Genomic DNA, 16,899 nt, shown 5'->3' on the forward strand with positions numbered 1-16,899 from the left:
GGCAAGCCCCTCCCACCTTTTTAAGCGTGTTTTATTCAGGGGAAAGGTGGCAGGCCGTAAGCCGCCAAATCAAAATCCGCGAGCTTGCGGATGATCTGGTCAGCGTGCTGGTACTTGCTGTCGGCCATGGCCTCATCCGGCACGGCGATGGCGGTCATGTGGGCTGCTTTCGCGGCGGTGACCCCAAACGGGGAGTCTTCGAACACCAGGCAATCCTCGGGTGCAACGCCCAGGCGGCGGGCGGCGGTGAGGAAGATGTCCGGCGCAGGTTTGGCGGCCCCGACTTCCGGGTCGTCGGCGGTGACAATGGTCCCGAACAGTCCAAACCATTCACGGTGCAACGTGGTCTTGTGGCCAAACGAATTGCGCGACGAACTGGTACCCACGGCGATCGGAATATTGTGCGCCTTCAAGTGCCGCACCAATGCTTCGGCGCCGGGCATGCCCAAGGCCTTGGGGAAGCGCTCGCTCATCAGTGGTTCACGGATCTCCAGGAACTCGGCCGGTGTAATCGGCAGATCCAGCGCCTTCACGACGTAGTCCGCCAGGTCCTGGGCGCCGCGCCCGATGATGTGCTGCTTGATGCCCCAGTCATAGGTACGGCCGTAGCGTTCGGCGATGATCTGCGTGACTTCGGTGTAGATGCCTTCGGTATCCAGCAACAACCCGTCCATATCGAAAATCACGGCCTTGATCGGACCGACTGCGGTACGCGGTGCATTCATCGCAACAGAACCTTGGGGGAAGACTAAAAGGATTCAGCACAATAACGGCCACGCTTGCACGCAAGCAACCCTTTAGACTATGGACCTCCCCTTTTGAAGTGTGCGTAATGCTCTACCGTCTAGCTGCCGACAGCCTGGTGCTGTTTCACCTCACGTTCATCCTGTTTGTGCTGTTTGGAGGCCTGCTTGCCCTCAAGTGGCGGCCTGTCCTCTGGCTGCACCTGCCCGCTGTGGCCTGGGGGATTGCCGTTGAAGTGTTCCACCTGCCCTGCCCGCTCACTCGATGGGAAAACCTGTTTCGCCATCTTGCCGGGCAAGACGGCTATGGCGGCGGGTTTATCGAGCACTACCTCCTGACCCTGATCTACCCCGCAGGGCTGACCCCGCAGATCCAGTTGGGCTTGGGCGCATTGGTGCTGGCGATCAACATTCTGGTGTATGGGCGGTTGATCCGGCGTTACGGACAGGCTTGAGACAGCTTCACTGGTGAAGAATCAGAGTCCCTCAGTCCCTTCACAGACGCCCCCATGTCCGAAGCCTTCGAAGTCCCCAGCCCCCACGAAAAACACATCGAACACACCACCGAACATGCCCACGGCCGTGGCGACAATTTCGCCAGCCGCATCGCCGTGATGACCGCCCTGATGGCCACCCTCGGCGCGATGCTCAGCTACCAGGCCGGCTCTACCGAAAGCGAGGCGGCGATGGACAAAAACAACGCCGCCATCATCAAGACCGAAGCCGCCAATCAGTGGAATTACTACCAGGCCAAATCCAGCCGGCAGAATCTTGCGGAACTGGCCACCCATATTCCCGGTGTGGACGCGGCGCATTACAAGGATGAGATCGAGCGCTACAAGAGCCAGAAGGAAGACGTGCGCAAGCAGGCCGAAAAACTTGAAGCCACGTCGAAGGAATGGGATGAGAAGTCGGAGCAGGCGTTGCACCAGCATCATCGCTGGGCCCAGGCGATGACAGCGATCCAGATCGCAATTTCATTGGCGGCGATTACGTTGTTGACCCGGCGGGAATGGTTGAAGCGAATGTCGTATGCGGCGGCGGGTGTGGCGGTGGTGTTGGGTAGTTTGGCCTGGCTGCATATCTGACCCCATCAGTTACGGGCAACCGATGTACCCGTGGCGAGGGAGCAAGCTCCCTCGCCACAGTCTATGCAGGTTGTGGCATCGAATCAGGCCTGATCCACCGCACGGCTGTGGTGGAAGTACAGATAAGCCAGCCCAATAGGCGCAATGAAAACCGCCATGGTCCAGCAAATCGCCATGGTGAACACCTTGACGGTCAGCATCAGAATCGCGTTCACGAAGAACACGTTGTTGCCAAAAATGTAATCCATGATGCTTTCGTAAACGAAACGCGCGTAGGGGTAAAGCACGCTATTGACGACGCAATAGGCCAACGCGCCGAGTGTGAACACACCGGTTTTCGAATGGGTCAGCGCGGTGTAGATCAGTACGGGAAAAATCAGCCCGAACAGAAAATTGCGAATGTAGTACTGGGCAGAAAGCCCGCCGAATGTCTTGCGAAGTACCGGGTGCATTTAGATCCCTCTGAATGGCGTATTGGAAAGGCGGCGACCTTAGCAAGTCCTGGAATTCACCACCAGCGTTTATGAGTCCTTTGCCATTACATCGCTATATAGTAAAAGGAATAACGACCAGTACAGTTCAAACCGAGGAAAAAGCCGGTGACCGCACAACCCAAAGAAGCCGTGGGCGCCGCCTACAGCATCGAATCCATGCGTTACGCCCAAGCCATGACCTGGCAGGCCATTGAACAACTCTCCCAACGCATCCGCCCGGGCATGCTCGAATCCGAAGCCCGCGACCTCGGCAAACAAGTCCTCGCCGACCTCGACATGCAACGCATCTGGCATCCATTGCTGATTCGCTTTGGCGCCAACACCCTCAAGACCTTCAAACAACGCTCCGACGGCGACCCGGTGCTGGGCGACAACGACATCTTCTTCATCGACATGGGCGCCGTCTGGCAAGGCCACGAAGGTGACGCCGGCGCCACCTTCGCCATCGGCGACGACCCTCACATGCACGCCTGCGCCAATGCCGCCAAAGCACTCTTCGACCGCGTACAGTCCCGCTGGAAAAACGACCAAGTCGTCGGCCTGGAGCTTTACCGCTACGCCGAAGAACAAGCCCAGGCCATGGGCTGGCAACTCAACCTCAACATCAAGGGCCACCGCGTCAGCGACTTCCCCCACGCCATCCATCGCGGCGGCGACCTGGGTGATTTCGAGCACTATCCGAATGCTGGGCTGTGGATCCTGGAAATCCAGATCGCCCATCCGAGCAAACCCTATGGTGCTTTTTACGAAGACCTACTCGCTTAGGGGCTGGCTGCCTGGGTGTACGTGCAGGCTTGAAGATGAAATTTCTGAATCACTAATTCCATTCTAGGATTACGGGTATTAGAGTGGCGCGCCTTCGAGAATTGAATCTCGAACATTCAGCCCATGGAGTTACCCAGTGAAGTACGTCAGTAAAGTGGTTGCAGCAGCAGTTCTCGGTTTCGCGCTTGCAGGCTGCACCGGCACCGCCATCAAATCCCCGCAATACGACAGCAGCCAATACACCGTGCTCGGACACGGCGAAGGCAGCGCCACCGGCATCATGTTGTTCGGGGTTATCCCGATCGGCCAGAACAGCCGTTTTGTCCGCGCCCAGGATGCAGCCATCAAGGCAAAAGGCGGCGACGCACTGATCAATACCCAAGTGCAGGAAAACTGGTTCTGGGCTTGGGTGTTGAGTGGCTATACCACCAAGATTTCGGGTGATGTGATCAAGCTGAAAACCGCGCAGTAAATCCCACGGGATTTAACCTGAGCAAGCGACGTATCATGGGCTGAACTCTCGAGGACGGCCCATGAACCTTAGTATTCTGTATGCCCTCGCGGCCGCCGCCCTGTTCGGCGCCAGCATCCCGCTCGCCAAAAGTTTCGGCCTCGGTCTCTCGCCCGTACTGCTCGCCGGCCTGCTCTATCTGGGCAGCGGCATCGGTCTCGCCGGCGTGCGCCTTATCCGCGATCGCGGCTGGAAACCCACCGGCCTGACCGCATCCGAATGGCCCTGGCTGATCGGCGCCATCACCTTTGGCGGCATCCTCGGGCCCGTGGCCTTGATGTTCGGCTTGACCCGCACCGCCGGCGCAACCGCCTCCCTGATGCTTAACCTTGAATCGGTGTTGACCGCCGTTATCGCCTGGGTGGTGTTTAGAGAAAACGCAGACCGCCGCCTAATCCTCGGGATGATCGCGATAGTCATGGGCGGTTTAGTGTTGTCATGGTCCGACGGCGGCGGCGCCACCCACGACTGGACCGGCCCGTTTGCAGTGGCCGTGGCATGCTTGTGCTGGGGGATTGATAACAACCTGACGCGCAAGGTTTCAGCGTCGGACGCGTTGTTTATCGCAGGGGCCAAAGGGCTGATTGCCGGGGTGGTGAATTGCAGCCTGGCGCTTTATCTAGGCGCGCAGATACCGGCTGTGGCGCAGTTGGCGCCTATTTTGTTGGTGGGTTTTCTAGGGTATGGCATCAGCCTGGTCATGTTTGTGCTGGCGCTGCGTGGGCTGGGCAGTGCGCGCACCGGTGCCTACTTCTCCACGGCGCCGTTCCTGGGCGCCGTGGTGGCCCTGCTGGCGTTCGGGGAGTCGGTGACCGTCGCGTTCTGGATTGCGTCGGCGCTGATGGCCGTGGGGGTTTGGCTGCACCTGACGGAGCGGCATGCCCATGAACATCTGCATGAGGCGACGGAGCACGGGCACCGACATGTGCATGATGAACACCATCAGCATGAGCATCACTTTGAATGGGATCCGGCGGAGCCGCATAGTCATGTGCATGTGCATAGCGCGATGAGGCATAGCCATGCGCATTTTCCGGATGTGCATCATCGGCATAGGCATTGAGGGCGACAGCGAGTCGCCCGTATTTCATGCAGATTAGGTTTTTATAAGAATCCAACTGATAGTCATCCCCGTAATGGATATGACGGCAACGAGTGTTGGTATGACCATCCAGCACTTGAGATGTCGTGGGATTTTTTCAACGTCTTCAACCCGTACCAAACGCCTCCATTGAAGTACTTTGGGGATAAGAATAATGATAGCCATGGCAAATACGCGTACCTGCCGGCCTTCAAATGGAGCATTACGGAAAATCCGCCTATGGACGATTACATAGTCACTGTGTTCCACATAGCGTTCTGCTGCATCGAGCTTTTTGAACATGACAAAAAATGTCAGCGGGATGCTGAGTAACATGAGGCCACATGAGCACAACATCATAAATTCTAGGTACATTTAATCGCTCACAGTCTTATAGAGAAATTTACCCGCAATTTCCCCACCCTCGCTTCCTAACTTGCCCAAGGCCAATCCGCCTGCTGCTCCGCCAACGATGGCACATGCCAAAGCTCCGGCGCCTGCTGTAGGTATGCCAAAAACAATCATGCAGGCGCCTATTCCCACAGAGGCCCCCATACTTCCACCCAGCGATGCCCCCCCAACGCCTAGCACCAATTTGCCTCCCTCAACATACTTCGCCTGCGTACACTCTTGCTCACGCCCAGTGGAACACGCCTCCGTTATCTCCAGCGCTGTGGCACCAACGTCCAGCGCTATACCAATGTAAGTTCCCTTCTTCAAAATCTGCGAAGCCTTGGCTACACGCCTGACCCGTTCCTCATACCCTCGAATCTCTCCATGGTGCCAGTAGCTCCTACTGGAAATGCCGAGCATTTTTTTAATCGACCCTTCGTTTTTCAAACCCGTACCCAAGCGCGCCATACCCGAGACTTGGCTATCCAGCCTCGCAAACAGCGCTCTGCGCTTAACCAGAAACGCGTCCCTAGCCCCCGAGGTTCCCCTCCTCAAGTACTGCTTGTGCAAATCGTCGATGTCCATAAGGGTCTTCTCGACTTGCGCCAAGTGCTTGCTCCAGGCAGTGCTGGCGCTTCCGATGCCGAGGGAGGTATAGGACAAGATGGCTTGTAACTGATCATAGTTTTTGATCAGGAATTGATCAGTTGCTGAGTGCGCCAACAGGGCAAGTTTTATATTCTGCGCCGAGCGCATCAGCCATGCCTCTTCAGCGGTGCAAGAGGCGGTTCGGCTATCCCCGATGATCACCAATTGCCCAGGCAAAACAACGGTGTTGCGGATGTGCTGGTTGAGGGTGTCGAATTTGGTTTGTGTATGGGGATTCAGCGAAAGGCTGAGTTTGAGCAGTGGATAGGGCCGCGGTCGCTCATTGATAAATGCGTAAGGTCCCTGCATGCGTGCACCTCCAAATGACTGAGGCGCACGACTATAAGAACGAGCTACAAGCGAGGTAAGACGCGTACTGGGGTGTTTTTAGCGTTTGGGAAATGGACTACTTAAATCAGAGATCATGCCTACGATTGCAAGCACTAAAGATCAATTGCCCAGGACTACTGGTCAGATACGCGCTCGTATGGCTCAAGCGCCAAACCCTACACGTGCTGACCGAGAGCTCGAGCGCGTTAATCAATAGCCATGTATGTCTCCTGCCTTGGCCTGATTGGATAGTTTCAGCCAATCAATGACTTCCTTGTCGAGGCTCCTCATGTCACTTACTCGCACCGCTCGCGTTTTCCTGTATTTCCTGTTGCTCAGCACTGTCTGGCCCAGCCACGCCAGAGACCTGGCCGAGGGACTTACCGAACAGTCACCTTCCGCGGCCCTTGAAAATAAAGACCACCGTTACCCGCAATGGACCGGCATCGGATCACTGAAAAACGCCTTAGGCCAGACCTGCAATGCCGTTCTACTCGACACTCGTGATCACCGGGGTAAGGCCGTCGGCCCGGCTTATGTGCTGACCAGCGGGCACTGCGTGTTCTTCAGCTACGGTACAGCGCGCCTGCGTCAGGCGATCACCGCCGATGTCACCTTCAATTACTTTCATGACACGCCCGAACGGCATGTCACCTACGCCGTCAAGACAGCACACTGGAGCAGCATGGCGGGTACCGATTTGGCCGTGCTCGAACTGGATACGTCACTGGCCGTGCTGGTGACCAACGCAATCATGCCACTCAAGCTGGCATCTCAGCGTCAGGCGACAGATCGAGAAGTGATCAACGTGGGAGCGCCAACCGGTTTTCTGAAAAAGGGACTACGCATGAGTGCCTGCGTGGAGTCGACCATCAACAATTTTGCCGAACATCCCGGCGTGTTCCCCAGCGCCTTGCGCAACCGCTGCAATGGTCTGCGCCCAGGCAGCTCCGGCAGTCCAATGCTGGACCGGAACACCAATGAAATCACCAGCATCATCAGCAAGGTCGCGTCTGCCATTCAGAGGGACATTCTCAACAGCTGCCAGAACAACTCGGCGTGCGAAGCCGCGAAATTCAACTACAGCTATCCCGCCAACGACTTGTACTACTGCTTTGTAGACGGTGTTTTCCGTAACGACACCCTGACCTGCCAGCTCAAGGCCGTTGAAATCACGCTGGACGAGCCGTGGAACCTGAAACCCTATGTGCATTTACAACGTAACGCCGCCGACCAAGTTATCCGTCCGACGTGGAACCTGAGGTTCTCGATCCAGGAACCGTTCTACCGATTCAAGGCCGTGAATGACATCAGCGATTGCGCACGCACGCATGGCTACCAGGTCGCTGTCGCCTCTGACGAGGCCTACATCAACCTGCCCATCGGCCCAGTGCTGGGGTCGCATGTGCTGTGCATACTCGGCGTGCAAAAGGCCGAACAACCGCTGACCGTACCGCTGCTGCGCAATGTATTCACCCATTCGGTATTCCTGACCAACCCAGCCCCGGCACCGCAGCTCAAACACCGCTACCACATCACCTGGGAAAACCAGCACAGCAGTTTCAGCCGGCATTACTACTACAGCGTGAACTCGGCGATCAGCACCCCCTGTGGCGATATTGACGACGAACGCTACACCCTGGCCCTGGACGGCATTTTCCTCGAAATAGCAGAGCTGCCGATCACGTTATGCAGCTATGCACGCAGCAACACCGGGCAACCATCGGCCATTCGCACAGACGTGATCGAAGGCGCAACGGTTCGCTCGCAGCGTCATGCCAGGTGAGGCAGCACGCTACTTTCAGCAACTTTTGATGACTCGAGTCCTGTCACGAACGGGGGACAGACGGGGGTACGCTGCGAGATCGCGGGCAAAAAAAATCCCGCAGAGTGGTTAACTCGCGGGATTTTTTCAAGAATGTGGCGGTGAAGGAGAGATTCGAACTCTCGATACAATTTCTTGTATACACACTTTCCAGGCGTGCTCCTTAAGCCACTCGGACACTTCACCGTATCTCGTCAAACCAGTTCAGTCTGTCGAGGCGCGCTAATGTAGTCGAAAGCCTTTCTGATGGCAAAGGTTTTTTTCAGAATATTCATGTGGTTAGCAGGTTGTGCCGCTCAATGCCCGGCAAGGGGCGGTGATTGTGCCATTCTCAGGCATGGGCGGTGTGTGTCTGGGACGGCGATTGCGCCCTGCCCCCGGCATTTGGGCGCCCTGTGCAGGGGAAAACCCTGACTGGCCAGTCAGTCACAGCGCTTTACCGGGGCGGGCGTGGTGGGTAACGTCTGCTGCATACTTCTATAACAAGTCCTACAAGGAACCGCGTCATGAGTGAGTTGATTGCCTACCACCTCGAAGACGGTATCGCGACCCTGACCTTGAGCAACGGCAAGGTGAATGCCATTTCTCCGGCGGTGGTCAGTGCGTTTAATGAAGCGCTGGACCAGGCCGAGAAGGACCGGGCGGTGGTGGTGATCACCGGCACGCCGGGGATTCTGTCGGGTGGTTATGATTTGAAGGTGATGACCGCCGGCCCTAAAGAGGCGATCGGCCTGGTGACGTCGGGTTCGACGTTGGCGCGTCGTTTGTTGTCGCACCCGTTCCCGGTGATTGTGGCGTGCCCTGGGCATGCGGTGGCCAAGGGCGCCTTTTTGCTGCTATCGGCGGATTATCGGATTGGGGTGGAAGGCCCGTTCAGCATTGGCCTGAACGAGGTGGCGATCGGCATGACCATGCACCACGCCGGTATCGAGTTGGCGCGGGATCGTCTGCGTAAATCAGCCTTCCACCGCTCGGTGATCAATGCCGAGATGTTTGACCCGCAGGGCGCGTTGCAAGCGGGCTTCCTCGACAAGGTGGTGGCACCGGAGGAGTTGCATGCCGCCGCGCTGGAAGCCGCGCGTCAGTTGAAGAAGCTCAATATGAACGCCCACAAACACACCAAGTTGAAGGTGCGCAAAGAACTGTTGGAAGCCTTGGATGACGCCATTATTCAGGACCAGGGGCATATTCTGAGTTAAGCCCTACGCCTGATACGCCAAAGCCCGGCCCAGAGTCGGGCTTTTTCTTACACACACTTTCGCAACACCTTCAGCCCCTCTAGCGTGCCCGTGTCGGCAGATGTTGAAACATGCTCTTAAACATCGCCTATCTCCTACCTCTACCGGGGTAATTGCCGAATACAGTGCACAACCGTACACTGCGCCACCTTTTGTCCCGATGGACCGCGTCGATGCTTTTTCTGTTGCGCATGTTGTTGATGAGCCCGCACTTTATGCTCGCTGGCGTGCTGGGTGTGCTGGTCGGTCTGTGCCGGCCGTTCAACCCGGACAACAGCCGCCTGTGTGCTCGCCTCTACGCGTTGCCGGCCATGTGGATCCTGCGGCTGAAGGTGAAGGCCGATGTGGACTCGCTGCGCAACAAACCTGGCACCTGCGTGATCATCGCCAACCATCAGTCCAACTATGACCTGTTTGTGTTCGGCAACGTGGTGCCCCACCGCACGGTGTGTATCGCCAAGAAAAGCCTGAAATGGGTGCCGCTGTTCGGCCAGTTGTTCTGGCTGGCGGGCAATGTGCTGATCGACCGGGGCAATGCGCACAAGGCACGCCGCGCGATGCTTACCACCACCCGCACCTTGCAGCACGAAGACACGTCGATCTGGGTGTTTCCGGAAGGCACACGCAACCTGGGCAAAGGTTTGCTGCCGTTCAAGAAGGGCGCGTTCCATATGGCGATTGCGGCCGGGGTGCCCATCGTGCAGGTGTGCGTCAGCAATTACGTCACGCACATGCGGCTCAATCGCTGGAACAGTGGTGATGTGATCATACGTTCGTTGCCGCCAATTCCTACAATTGGCCTGACTTCGGATGACATCCCGGCGTTGATGCAGGCTTGCCATGCGCAGATGGCGGCGTGTATTGAGGCGATGGATCGCGAAGTGCGGGCTGGTTGAAGACTGCCAGGGGGGCGCTTCGCACCCCAGCGCGAGCAAGCTCGCTCACTACAAAAGCTTGCAGAAACGACGGCTACGACGGAACGCCATTCAGGCTAAGCTGCCCAACACGTGTCCTCCCAATAAGAAGTGATCAGCACCATGGGTAGAGTTGTTGCGGCCGCCGTCTACAGCGCCGGTAAGAAAGTCACTGATATCACCCTTGATGAAGGCGCGGCCTGGGCCGCCAAACCCGGCCACTTTGTGTGGATCGGCCTGGAAGAACCCGACGCACAGGAACTGGCCAACCTACAACGCCAGTTCAACCTGCATGAACTGGCCATCGAAGACGCCCTGGAAAAACACAGCCGCCCCAAGCTGGAAACCTTTGGCGACGCGCTGTTTATCGTCACCTATTCACCGGTGCGCGAGAACGGCAAGCTGGAGTTTATCGAGACCCATATCTTTGCCGGCAACGGCTACATCATCACCGCACGCAACGGTCATTCCGCGTCCTACGGCTTTGTGCGCCAGCGCTGTGAGGCGCGGCCGCTGTTGCTGGAGCATGGGGAAGATTTCGTACTCTATGCGCTGCTGGATTTTGTCACCGAAAACTACCAACCGGTGAGCGAAGCGATCCATGCCGAGATCGATGAGCTGGAGCGCAATGTGCTGTGCAGTTCGCTGAGTGAACGCGACATCCAGAAGATCCATGGCCTGCGCCGCGATGTGCTGCGGCTCAAGCGCTATGTGGCGCCGATGGTGGAGATCAGCCAGGAGCTGCAGAAACTCAACTTCCCGTTTATCGACAAGAACATGCGCCCGTATTTCCGCGATGTGCAGATCCACGTGACGCGGCAGATGGAAGACCTCACCACCCTGCGCGATATTGCCAGCCAGACCATCGAAATCGGCGTGTTACTCGAGGCATCACGCCAGAGCGTGGTGCAGCGCAAGTTCGCCGCGTGGGCGGCGATCCTGGCGTTCCCCACCGCGGTGGCGGGGATTTATGGGATGAACTTCCAGAACATGCCCGAGCTGCAATGGCACTACGGCTATTTTGCGGTGCTCGGGTTGATTGCGACCGGTTGCACCGGCTTGTGGGCGAGTTTCAAGCGTTCGGGCTGGCTTTAAACCTGAGCCTCGGGTTTGTGCGCCACAAAACGCATCATCCATTCCGCCACAGTCGCCCCGTGGTGGTCGCGCTCCAGGCTGGCCACGCCGTTTGTGTAGATCTTTTCGCCCAGGGTTGTCTGAAGAATTTCCAGCAACTCGCGGGAATAGTCGTGGATAAATTCCGGGTGGCCCTGGAAGCACAGCACCTGGTCGCCGATGTGGTACGCCGCGAACGGGCAAAAAGCGCTCGACGCAATGACCGTGGCATTTTCCGGCAGCGTGGTGACCTGGTCCTGATGGCTGATCAATAGCGTCAGTTCTTCCACTTCAGGGCTCATCCACGGCGCCTTGGCATCAAGCTTATAGTCGTGGATGCCAATGCCCCAACCCTGGCTCGCGCGTTCAGCCTTGCCGCCCAGCAGCAGCGCCAGCAATTGGTGACCGAAGCAGATACCAAGCAGCTTGTCGCCGCGCTCGTAACGTTCGAGCAGATAGGTCTTGAGGGTCAGGATCCACGGGTCAGTGCCAAAGGAATCGGCCTTGCTGCCGGTCACCAGGTACGCGTCGAACACTTCGTCGTCGGACGGGTATTCACCGTTCACCACGTTATAGACGACAAACTCGGCGGGGATCGGCTGCTTGGAGAACAGGCGCTTGAACATCTGCCCGTACCCTTGGTATTGATCGATCAAGCCTGGACGCAGGATATCGGTTTCCAGGATACAGACGCGTAGCGACATAAAAAATACCTGACACGGTGATGGGAATATTGCACACCCCAGAGCCTGCCTTGAAATACCCCTTCAAGGCAAGCCCCCGCTCGATCACCGGAACACTTCACCGCGTGCCGCTTTATCCAACAACAATGTCGGCGGTGCGAACCGTTCGCCATATTGCTCGGCCAGGTAACGAGCGCGGGCGACAAAGTCGTTCAACCCATATTGGTTAATGAACTGCAGAGCGCCGCCGCTCCAGGCCGCGAAACCGATGCCGAAAATAGACCCAACGTTCGCATCTGCCGTGGACATCAACACCCCCTCCTCCACACAGCGCACGGTCTCGATGGCCTGGATAAACAGCAGGCGGTCGCGCACATCCTGTGGCGAGATGCGTTGGTCGGGCCGTTCAAAGCGGCTTTTCAACTCTGGCCACAGGTACTTTTGCCCACCGCTGGGGTATTCATAGAAACCGCCCCCCGCCGCCTTGCCTACGCGCTTGTATTCGTTGACCAACAGATCGATCACCGCCGTTGCCGGATGTGTCTGCACGGCCTTGCCTTCTGCCTGCAGATCCTTGGACGTCTGCTGTCGGATATGGCTCATCAGGCTGAGGGAGACTTCATCCGACACCGCCAACGGCCCCACCGGCATGCCGGCCTTGCGGGCTTCGGTCTCGATCATCGGCGCGGCCACGCCTTCGCCGAGCATGGCGATGCCTTCATTGGTGAAGGTGCCGAACACCCGCGAGGTGAAGAAGCCACGACTGTCGTTGACCACGATCGGAGTTTTCTTGATTTGCAGTACGAAATCGAAACCTCGCGCCAGGGTTTCGTCGCTGGTGCGCGCGCCCTTGATGATTTCCACCAAGGGCATCTTGTCCACCGGGCTGAAGAAGTGCAGGCCGATGAACTTGGCCTGATCCGGCACCGCCGTGGCCAAACCGCTGATCGGCAAGGTGGACGTGTTGGAGGCGATCACGGCCTCGGCGCCGACCACGCTTTGCGCAGCAGCCGAGACCTTGGCCTTGAGTTCGCGGTCTTCGAACACCGCCTCGATGATCAGGTCGCAACCCGCCAAGTCGGCATCGGAGGCCGTAGGATGAATGCGCGCCAAGGTGGCTTCACGCTGTTGCGCCGTCAACTGACCACGGCTGACCTTCTTGTCCAGCAGCGCCACCGAATGTGCCTTGCCCTTCTCGGCAGCGGCCAGGTTGACGTCCTTGAGTACCACGTCGATGCCTGCGCTGGCGCTGACATAAGCGATCCCCGCCCCCATCATCCCCGCACCCAGAACGCCGACTTTACGTGTGACATAGGGTGCAAACCCTTGCGGCCGTGAACGGCCGGCATTGATCTCGTTGAGCTGGAACCAGAAAGTGCCGATCATGTTTTTCGCCACCTGCCCGGTCACCAACTCGGTGAAATAACGGGTTTCGATCAGGTGTGCGGTGTCGAAGTCCACCTGCGCGCCTTCGACGGCAGCGCAGAGGATTTTCTCCGGGGCGGGGAAACAGCCCTGGGTTTTACTGCGCAAAATCGATGGCGCGATCGCCAGCATCTGGGCAACTTTTGGGCTCGACGGCGTACCGCCGGGGATCTGGTAGGCTTTGTTGTCCCACGGCTGTTTGGCGTCCGGATTGGCCAGGATCCACGCGCGTGACTTGGCCAGCAACTGTTCGCGGTCCGCCGCCAGCTCATTGACCAGACCGGCTTGCAATGCCTGTTGCGGCCGCACTTTCTTGCCTTCGAGCAAATACGGCAAGGCCTTTTCCAGCCCCAGCAAACGCACCATGCGCACCACCCCACCGCCACCCGGCAGCAGGCCCAGGGTGACTTCCGGCAGGCCAAGCTGCACTGATTTGTCGTCCAGCGCGACACGGTAATGGCAGGCCAGGCAAATCTCCCAGCCGCCTCCCAGCGCCGCGCCATTGATGGCGGCCACCACGGGCTTGCCGAGGGTTTCCAGGCGCCGCAGCTGTGCCTTCAACACCAACACGCTGTCGTAAAACTCCTTGGCGTGAGCCGTGTCGACCTTGATCAGTTCATTCAGGTCGCCACCCGCAAAAAATGTCTTCTTGGCCGAAGTGATGACCACCCCGGCAAGGCCGTCTTTTTCCGCCTCCAGGCGTTCGACCGTGGCCGCCATGGCCTCGCGATACACGCTGTTCATGGTGTTGGCGCTCTGGCCGGGCATGTCCAGGGTCAGCACGACAATGCCGTCCTGGCCTTTTTCGTAACGAATGGCTTGGGTCATGACAGATTCCTTGGGCTCAGAGGCGTTCGATAATGGTGGCGATGCCCATGCCACCGCCGACACACAACGTGGCCAGGCCGTAGCGCTGCTGTCGCACTTCCAGTTCGTCGAGCAGGGTGCCGAGGATCGCGCAGCCGGTGGCGCCCAGCGGATGGCCCATGGCGATAGAGCCGCCGTTCACGTTGACCCGTGCCGCGTCGATGCGCATGTCCTTGATGAACTTGAGCACCACCGAGGCAAACGCTTCGTTGACCTCGAACAGGTCGATGTCTTCAACGCGCAATCCAGCCTTGGCCAGGGCCTTGCGCGAGGCAGGCGCGGGGCCGGTGAGCATGATGGTCGGGTCAGTGCTGGTGACCGCCGTGGCGACAATACGCGCCCGGGGCTGCAGGCCAAGTTCGCGGCCCTTGGCCTCGGAGCCGATCAACATCAATGCGGCGCCATCGACGATGCCGGAGCTGTTGCCCGGCGTGTGTACGTGGTTGATGCGCTCCACATGGCTGTAGACCCGCAGCGCAGTGGCATCGAAGCCCATCTGCCCGATCATTTCGAAGCTGGGCTTGAGCTTGCCAAGGCCTTCGAGGGTGGAGTCGCCGCGAATAAATTCGTCATGGTCGAGCAGCACAATGCCGTTCTGGTCCTGCACCGCAATCAGCGACGTGTTGAAGGAACCGTCTGCCCGTGCCCTGGCCGCTTTCTGTTGTGAATGCAGGGCAAAGGCGTCGACGTCCTCGCGGGTGAACCCTTCGAGGGTAGCGATCAGGTCCGCGCCGATGCCCTGTGGGGTGAAGTGACTGTGCAGATTGGTCTGCGGGTCGAGCACCCAGGCGCCACCGTCACTGCCCATGGGCACGCGGGACATGGACTCGACGCCACCGACCACCACGAGATCTTCGAAGCCGGAGCGCACCTTCATCGCGCCCAGGTTGACCGCTTCCAGGCCAGAAGCGCAGAAGCGGTTGATCTGGACGCCTGCGACGCTGACGTCCCAATCGGCCACCAGGGCGGCGGTCTTGGCGATGTCGGCACCCTGGTCGCCCACCGGGGTCACGCAACCGAGCACGATGTCGTCCACTTGTTGGGTGTCGAGGTCGCTGCGTCGGGCCAGGGCGGTGAGCAAACCGGCTACCAAGTTAACCGGCTTGACGCTGTGCAAGGCGCCGTCCGACTTGCCTTTGCCACGGGGCGTACGTATCGCATCAAAGATCAAAGCTTGGGTCATGACGTCCTCGAACCGCTGTGCAGGTGTGCCTCTACCTTAGGCCCGATTGACACGGTTTCAATGACGGATGCGCTCATTGCTGTTGACCCCCTCGCTCGGACGAACGGTAGCCTCCTAAGGTAATTACCTGATTAATCGTTTTAGCTGTCTAGCCAAGGCATTGGCGCCAAGATGGCGTTATGCCTCATGCCTTTTTAAGCTGAAATGCTGATTAGCTGATATGAAATGGGTCTAAGCCAAGAAGAACGAGGGCTCTAAGGTTGAATCAGTAAGAAGTTGCTGCCGGGTTTTGCTGGAGCAGCTGTAAGAAAAGTGACACGTCATCTCGCCATACTGAAATAAAACCGGCACGTATTTGACGCTCAGGAATAACAACAAAAGGCAGTCAGCCATGTTTAAACATTCGAAAGTACGTCAGGCGGGACTCATTCTGTTCGCCACCACACTGATTTTGATCTTGCCCAACTTAACCAAGGTTATTGGGTGACCCCTCCACGGCCCCATTCCGTGCAATCACAGCACAGGGTTTGCAGCTTTTGGCAGCGCCTGCCGGGACATTGCGCATAGCGGTCCTGCAGGGGCTGTCTTTTTGCGCGCCGATTTCCGGTATCGTGAGTCCAATCGCCACGTTGATTCGAGCCTGCATCTTGAAAGCTATCCTTGCCCTCCTCGCCTTGCTGATCGGCCTTCCCGCTTCAGCCGCGCAATTGACCGTCGAACTCGACCACACCCGCAAGACCTGGCAGACCGCCGACCTGCTCAAGCACCCGCAAGCGCAAACGGTGCAGATCGTTGATGACGTGTCCTACAAGCGCACCATGACCTATCGTGCAGTGCCGCTGGCGGTGCTCCTACCGGGTTTGAAACCTGAGAGCCACCTGCAAGCCGTTGCCCTCGATGGATTCGCCGCCGAACTCACGGCTGCGCCGCTGCTGGAAAACCACGGTGCACGCGCCTGGCTCGCGGTGGAGGACCCCGCCCAGCCATGGCCCGCACTGGCGGATGGCAAACCAAGTGCCGGACCGTTCTACCTGGTGTGGACCGACCCACAGGCCGGGTCTATCAGCCCGGAGCAGTGGCCGTTCCAGATCTCCGGGATAAAGCAGTTGAAGACCGTGGCGGAGCGTTTTCCGGCGTTGTTGCCCGACCCGACGCTGGCGGCCAATGACCCGATCAACCAGGGCTTTGCGCTGTTCCAGAAAAACTGCCTGGCCTGTCACCGCCTCAATGGCGCCGGTGATGCACAGGTGGGGCCGGACCTGAATGTCCCCTATAACCCCACCGAGTATTTTGGCGGTTATTTCCTCAAGCGCTATATCCGTGACCCGCAGAGCCTGCGGCATTGGCCACAGGCGAAGATGCCGGCATTCGCCGCCAGCGTGTTGCCGGACAATGAGCTGGATTTATTGGTTGAGTATCTAAAGCACATGGCCGCGCGCAAACAGCCCTTGTAGTGAGCGGGCTTGCCCCGCGCTGGGCGGCGAAGCAGCCCTGATCCAGGCGCCTCGGCAATACCTGATGCACCGCATTCTGCTTGATTAGGGCCGCTTCGCAGCCCAGCGCGGGGCAAGCCCGCTCACTACAAGCCACAAAACCGC

Annotated in this window: 17 protein-coding genes and 1 tRNA gene; 10 read left to right on the plus strand and 8 right to left on the minus strand. The window is 58.4% G+C overall.

Annotated features, from left to right (window positions below; all coding sequences use genetic code 11):
- Positions 1 to 35: 35 nt before the first annotated feature.
- Positions 36 to 725, minus strand: coding sequence for an HAD-IA family hydrolase (locus ACI512_RS27515; protein WP_015885375.1), 690 nt, complete (start codon positions 723 to 725; stop codon positions 36 to 38).
- Positions 726 to 832: 107 nt separating this feature from the next.
- Between ACI512_RS27515 and ACI512_RS27520 the strand changes: the two genes are divergently transcribed.
- Together ACI512_RS27520 and ACI512_RS27525 are read left to right on the plus strand one after the other, a co-directional pair.
- Positions 833 to 1,198, plus strand: coding sequence for a DUF2784 domain-containing protein (locus ACI512_RS27520; protein WP_064052632.1), 366 nt, complete (start codon positions 833 to 835; stop codon positions 1,196 to 1,198).
- Between the two features lie 54 nt (positions 1,199 to 1,252).
- Positions 1,253 to 1,831, plus strand: a complete 579-nt coding sequence (locus ACI512_RS27525) for a DUF4337 domain-containing protein (protein WP_015885377.1) — start codon at positions 1,253 to 1,255, stop codon at positions 1,829 to 1,831.
- An 83-nt stretch (positions 1,832 to 1,914) separates the two neighbouring features.
- On the opposite strand, the gene ACI512_RS27530 is transcribed toward ACI512_RS27525, so the two are convergent.
- Complete coding sequence (locus ACI512_RS27530; protein ID WP_015885378.1) at positions 1,915 to 2,283, minus strand: hypothetical protein; 369 nt, start codon at positions 2,281 to 2,283, stop codon at positions 1,915 to 1,917.
- A gap of 147 nt (positions 2,284 to 2,430) precedes the next feature.
- On the opposite strand from ACI512_RS27530, the gene ACI512_RS27535 reads away from it, so the two are divergent.
- The 3 genes from ACI512_RS27535 (at position 2,431) to ACI512_RS27545 (ending at position 4,664) form a co-directional block, all read left to right on the plus strand.
- Entirely contained in the window at positions 2,431 to 3,090 is a 660-nt protein-coding gene (locus ACI512_RS27535; RefSeq protein WP_231810154.1) for a M24 family metallopeptidase, read from the plus strand.
- A 136-nt stretch (positions 3,091 to 3,226) separates the two neighbouring features.
- Positions 3,227 to 3,562, plus strand: coding sequence for a hypothetical protein (locus tag ACI512_RS27540; RefSeq protein WP_064052629.1), 336 nt, complete (start codon positions 3,227 to 3,229; stop codon positions 3,560 to 3,562).
- 61 nt (positions 3,563 to 3,623) lie between these two features.
- On the plus strand, positions 3,624 to 4,664 hold the full coding sequence (locus ACI512_RS27545; RefSeq protein WP_064052628.1) for a DMT family transporter: 1,041 nt from the start codon (positions 3,624 to 3,626) through the stop codon (positions 4,662 to 4,664).
- A 33-nt stretch (positions 4,665 to 4,697) separates the two neighbouring features.
- Here the strand turns inward: ACI512_RS27545 and ACI512_RS27550 are convergent, their stop codons facing one another.
- Both ACI512_RS27550 and ACI512_RS27555 read right to left on the minus strand, forming a co-directional pair.
- Positions 4,698 to 5,018 carry a hypothetical protein gene (locus ACI512_RS27550; protein ID WP_224795877.1) on the minus strand — a complete coding sequence of 107 codons (321 nt, stop codon included), beginning with the start codon at positions 5,016 to 5,018 and terminating at the stop codon, positions 4,698 to 4,700.
- Between the two features lie 39 nt (positions 5,019 to 5,057).
- Positions 5,058 to 6,032, minus strand: coding sequence for a hypothetical protein (locus tag ACI512_RS27555; protein WP_236379939.1), 975 nt, complete (start codon positions 6,030 to 6,032; stop codon positions 5,058 to 5,060).
- Positions 6,033 to 6,342: 310 nt separating this feature from the next.
- On the opposite strand from ACI512_RS27555, the gene ACI512_RS27560 reads away from it, so the two are divergent.
- Complete coding sequence (locus tag ACI512_RS27560) at positions 6,343 to 7,839, plus strand: serine protease (protein WP_236379938.1); 1,497 nt, start codon at positions 6,343 to 6,345, stop codon at positions 7,837 to 7,839.
- A gap of 135 nt (positions 7,840 to 7,974) precedes the next feature.
- Here the strand turns inward: ACI512_RS27560 and ACI512_RS27565 are convergent.
- Positions 7,975 to 8,064 (minus strand) — tRNA-Ser (locus tag ACI512_RS27565).
- 320 nt (positions 8,065 to 8,384) lie between these two features.
- On the opposite strand from ACI512_RS27565, the gene ACI512_RS27570 reads away from it, so the two are divergent.
- The 3 genes from ACI512_RS27570 to ACI512_RS27580 all read left to right on the plus strand — a co-directional run bounded on the left by ACI512_RS27570 (position 8,385) and on the right by ACI512_RS27580 (position 11,125).
- The gene (locus ACI512_RS27570; RefSeq protein ID WP_015885385.1) at positions 8,385 to 9,077 is read left to right on the plus strand and encodes a crotonase/enoyl-CoA hydratase family protein; all 693 of its coding nucleotides are present in this window, start codon (positions 8,385 to 8,387) and stop codon (positions 9,075 to 9,077) included.
- A 212-nt stretch (positions 9,078 to 9,289) separates the two neighbouring features.
- Complete coding sequence (locus ACI512_RS27575; RefSeq protein WP_236383633.1) at positions 9,290 to 10,012, plus strand: 1-acyl-sn-glycerol-3-phosphate acyltransferase; 723 nt, start codon at positions 9,290 to 9,292, stop codon at positions 10,010 to 10,012.
- Positions 10,013 to 10,153: 141 nt separating this feature from the next.
- Complete coding sequence (locus ACI512_RS27580) at positions 10,154 to 11,125, plus strand: magnesium and cobalt transport protein CorA (RefSeq protein WP_015885387.1); 972 nt, start codon at positions 10,154 to 10,156, stop codon at positions 11,123 to 11,125.
- Here ACI512_RS27580 and ACI512_RS27585 read toward each other — a convergent pair.
- The 3 genes from ACI512_RS27585 to ACI512_RS27595 all read right to left on the minus strand — a co-directional run bounded on the left by ACI512_RS27585 (position 11,122) and on the right by ACI512_RS27595 (position 15,301).
- Entirely contained in the window at positions 11,122 to 11,847 is a 726-nt protein-coding gene (locus tag ACI512_RS27585; protein WP_236383631.1) for an amidotransferase, read from the minus strand. The genes ACI512_RS27580 and ACI512_RS27585 overlap by 4 nt on opposite strands.
- Before the next feature lie 84 nt (positions 11,848 to 11,931).
- Positions 11,932 to 14,079, minus strand: coding sequence for a 3-hydroxyacyl-CoA dehydrogenase NAD-binding domain-containing protein (locus ACI512_RS27590; RefSeq protein WP_236383629.1), 2,148 nt, complete (start codon positions 14,077 to 14,079; stop codon positions 11,932 to 11,934).
- Between the two features lie 16 nt (positions 14,080 to 14,095).
- Positions 14,096 to 15,301 (minus strand): acetyl-CoA C-acetyltransferase, encoded by a 1,206-nt coding sequence (locus tag ACI512_RS27595; protein ID WP_236383634.1) that lies wholly within the window; start codon positions 15,299 to 15,301, stop codon positions 14,096 to 14,098.
- 647 nt (positions 15,302 to 15,948) lie between these two features.
- On the opposite strand from ACI512_RS27595, the gene ACI512_RS27600 reads away from it, so the two are divergent.
- The gene (locus tag ACI512_RS27600; protein WP_236383943.1) at positions 15,949 to 16,755 is read left to right on the plus strand and encodes a cytochrome c; all 807 of its coding nucleotides are present in this window, start codon (positions 15,949 to 15,951) and stop codon (positions 16,753 to 16,755) included.
- Positions 16,756 to 16,899: the final 144 nt, after the last annotated feature.

The organism is Pseudomonas petroselini (assembly GCF_045037875.1).
Classification (GTDB): domain Bacteria; phylum Pseudomonadota; class Gammaproteobacteria; order Pseudomonadales; family Pseudomonadaceae; genus Aquipseudomonas; species Aquipseudomonas petroselini.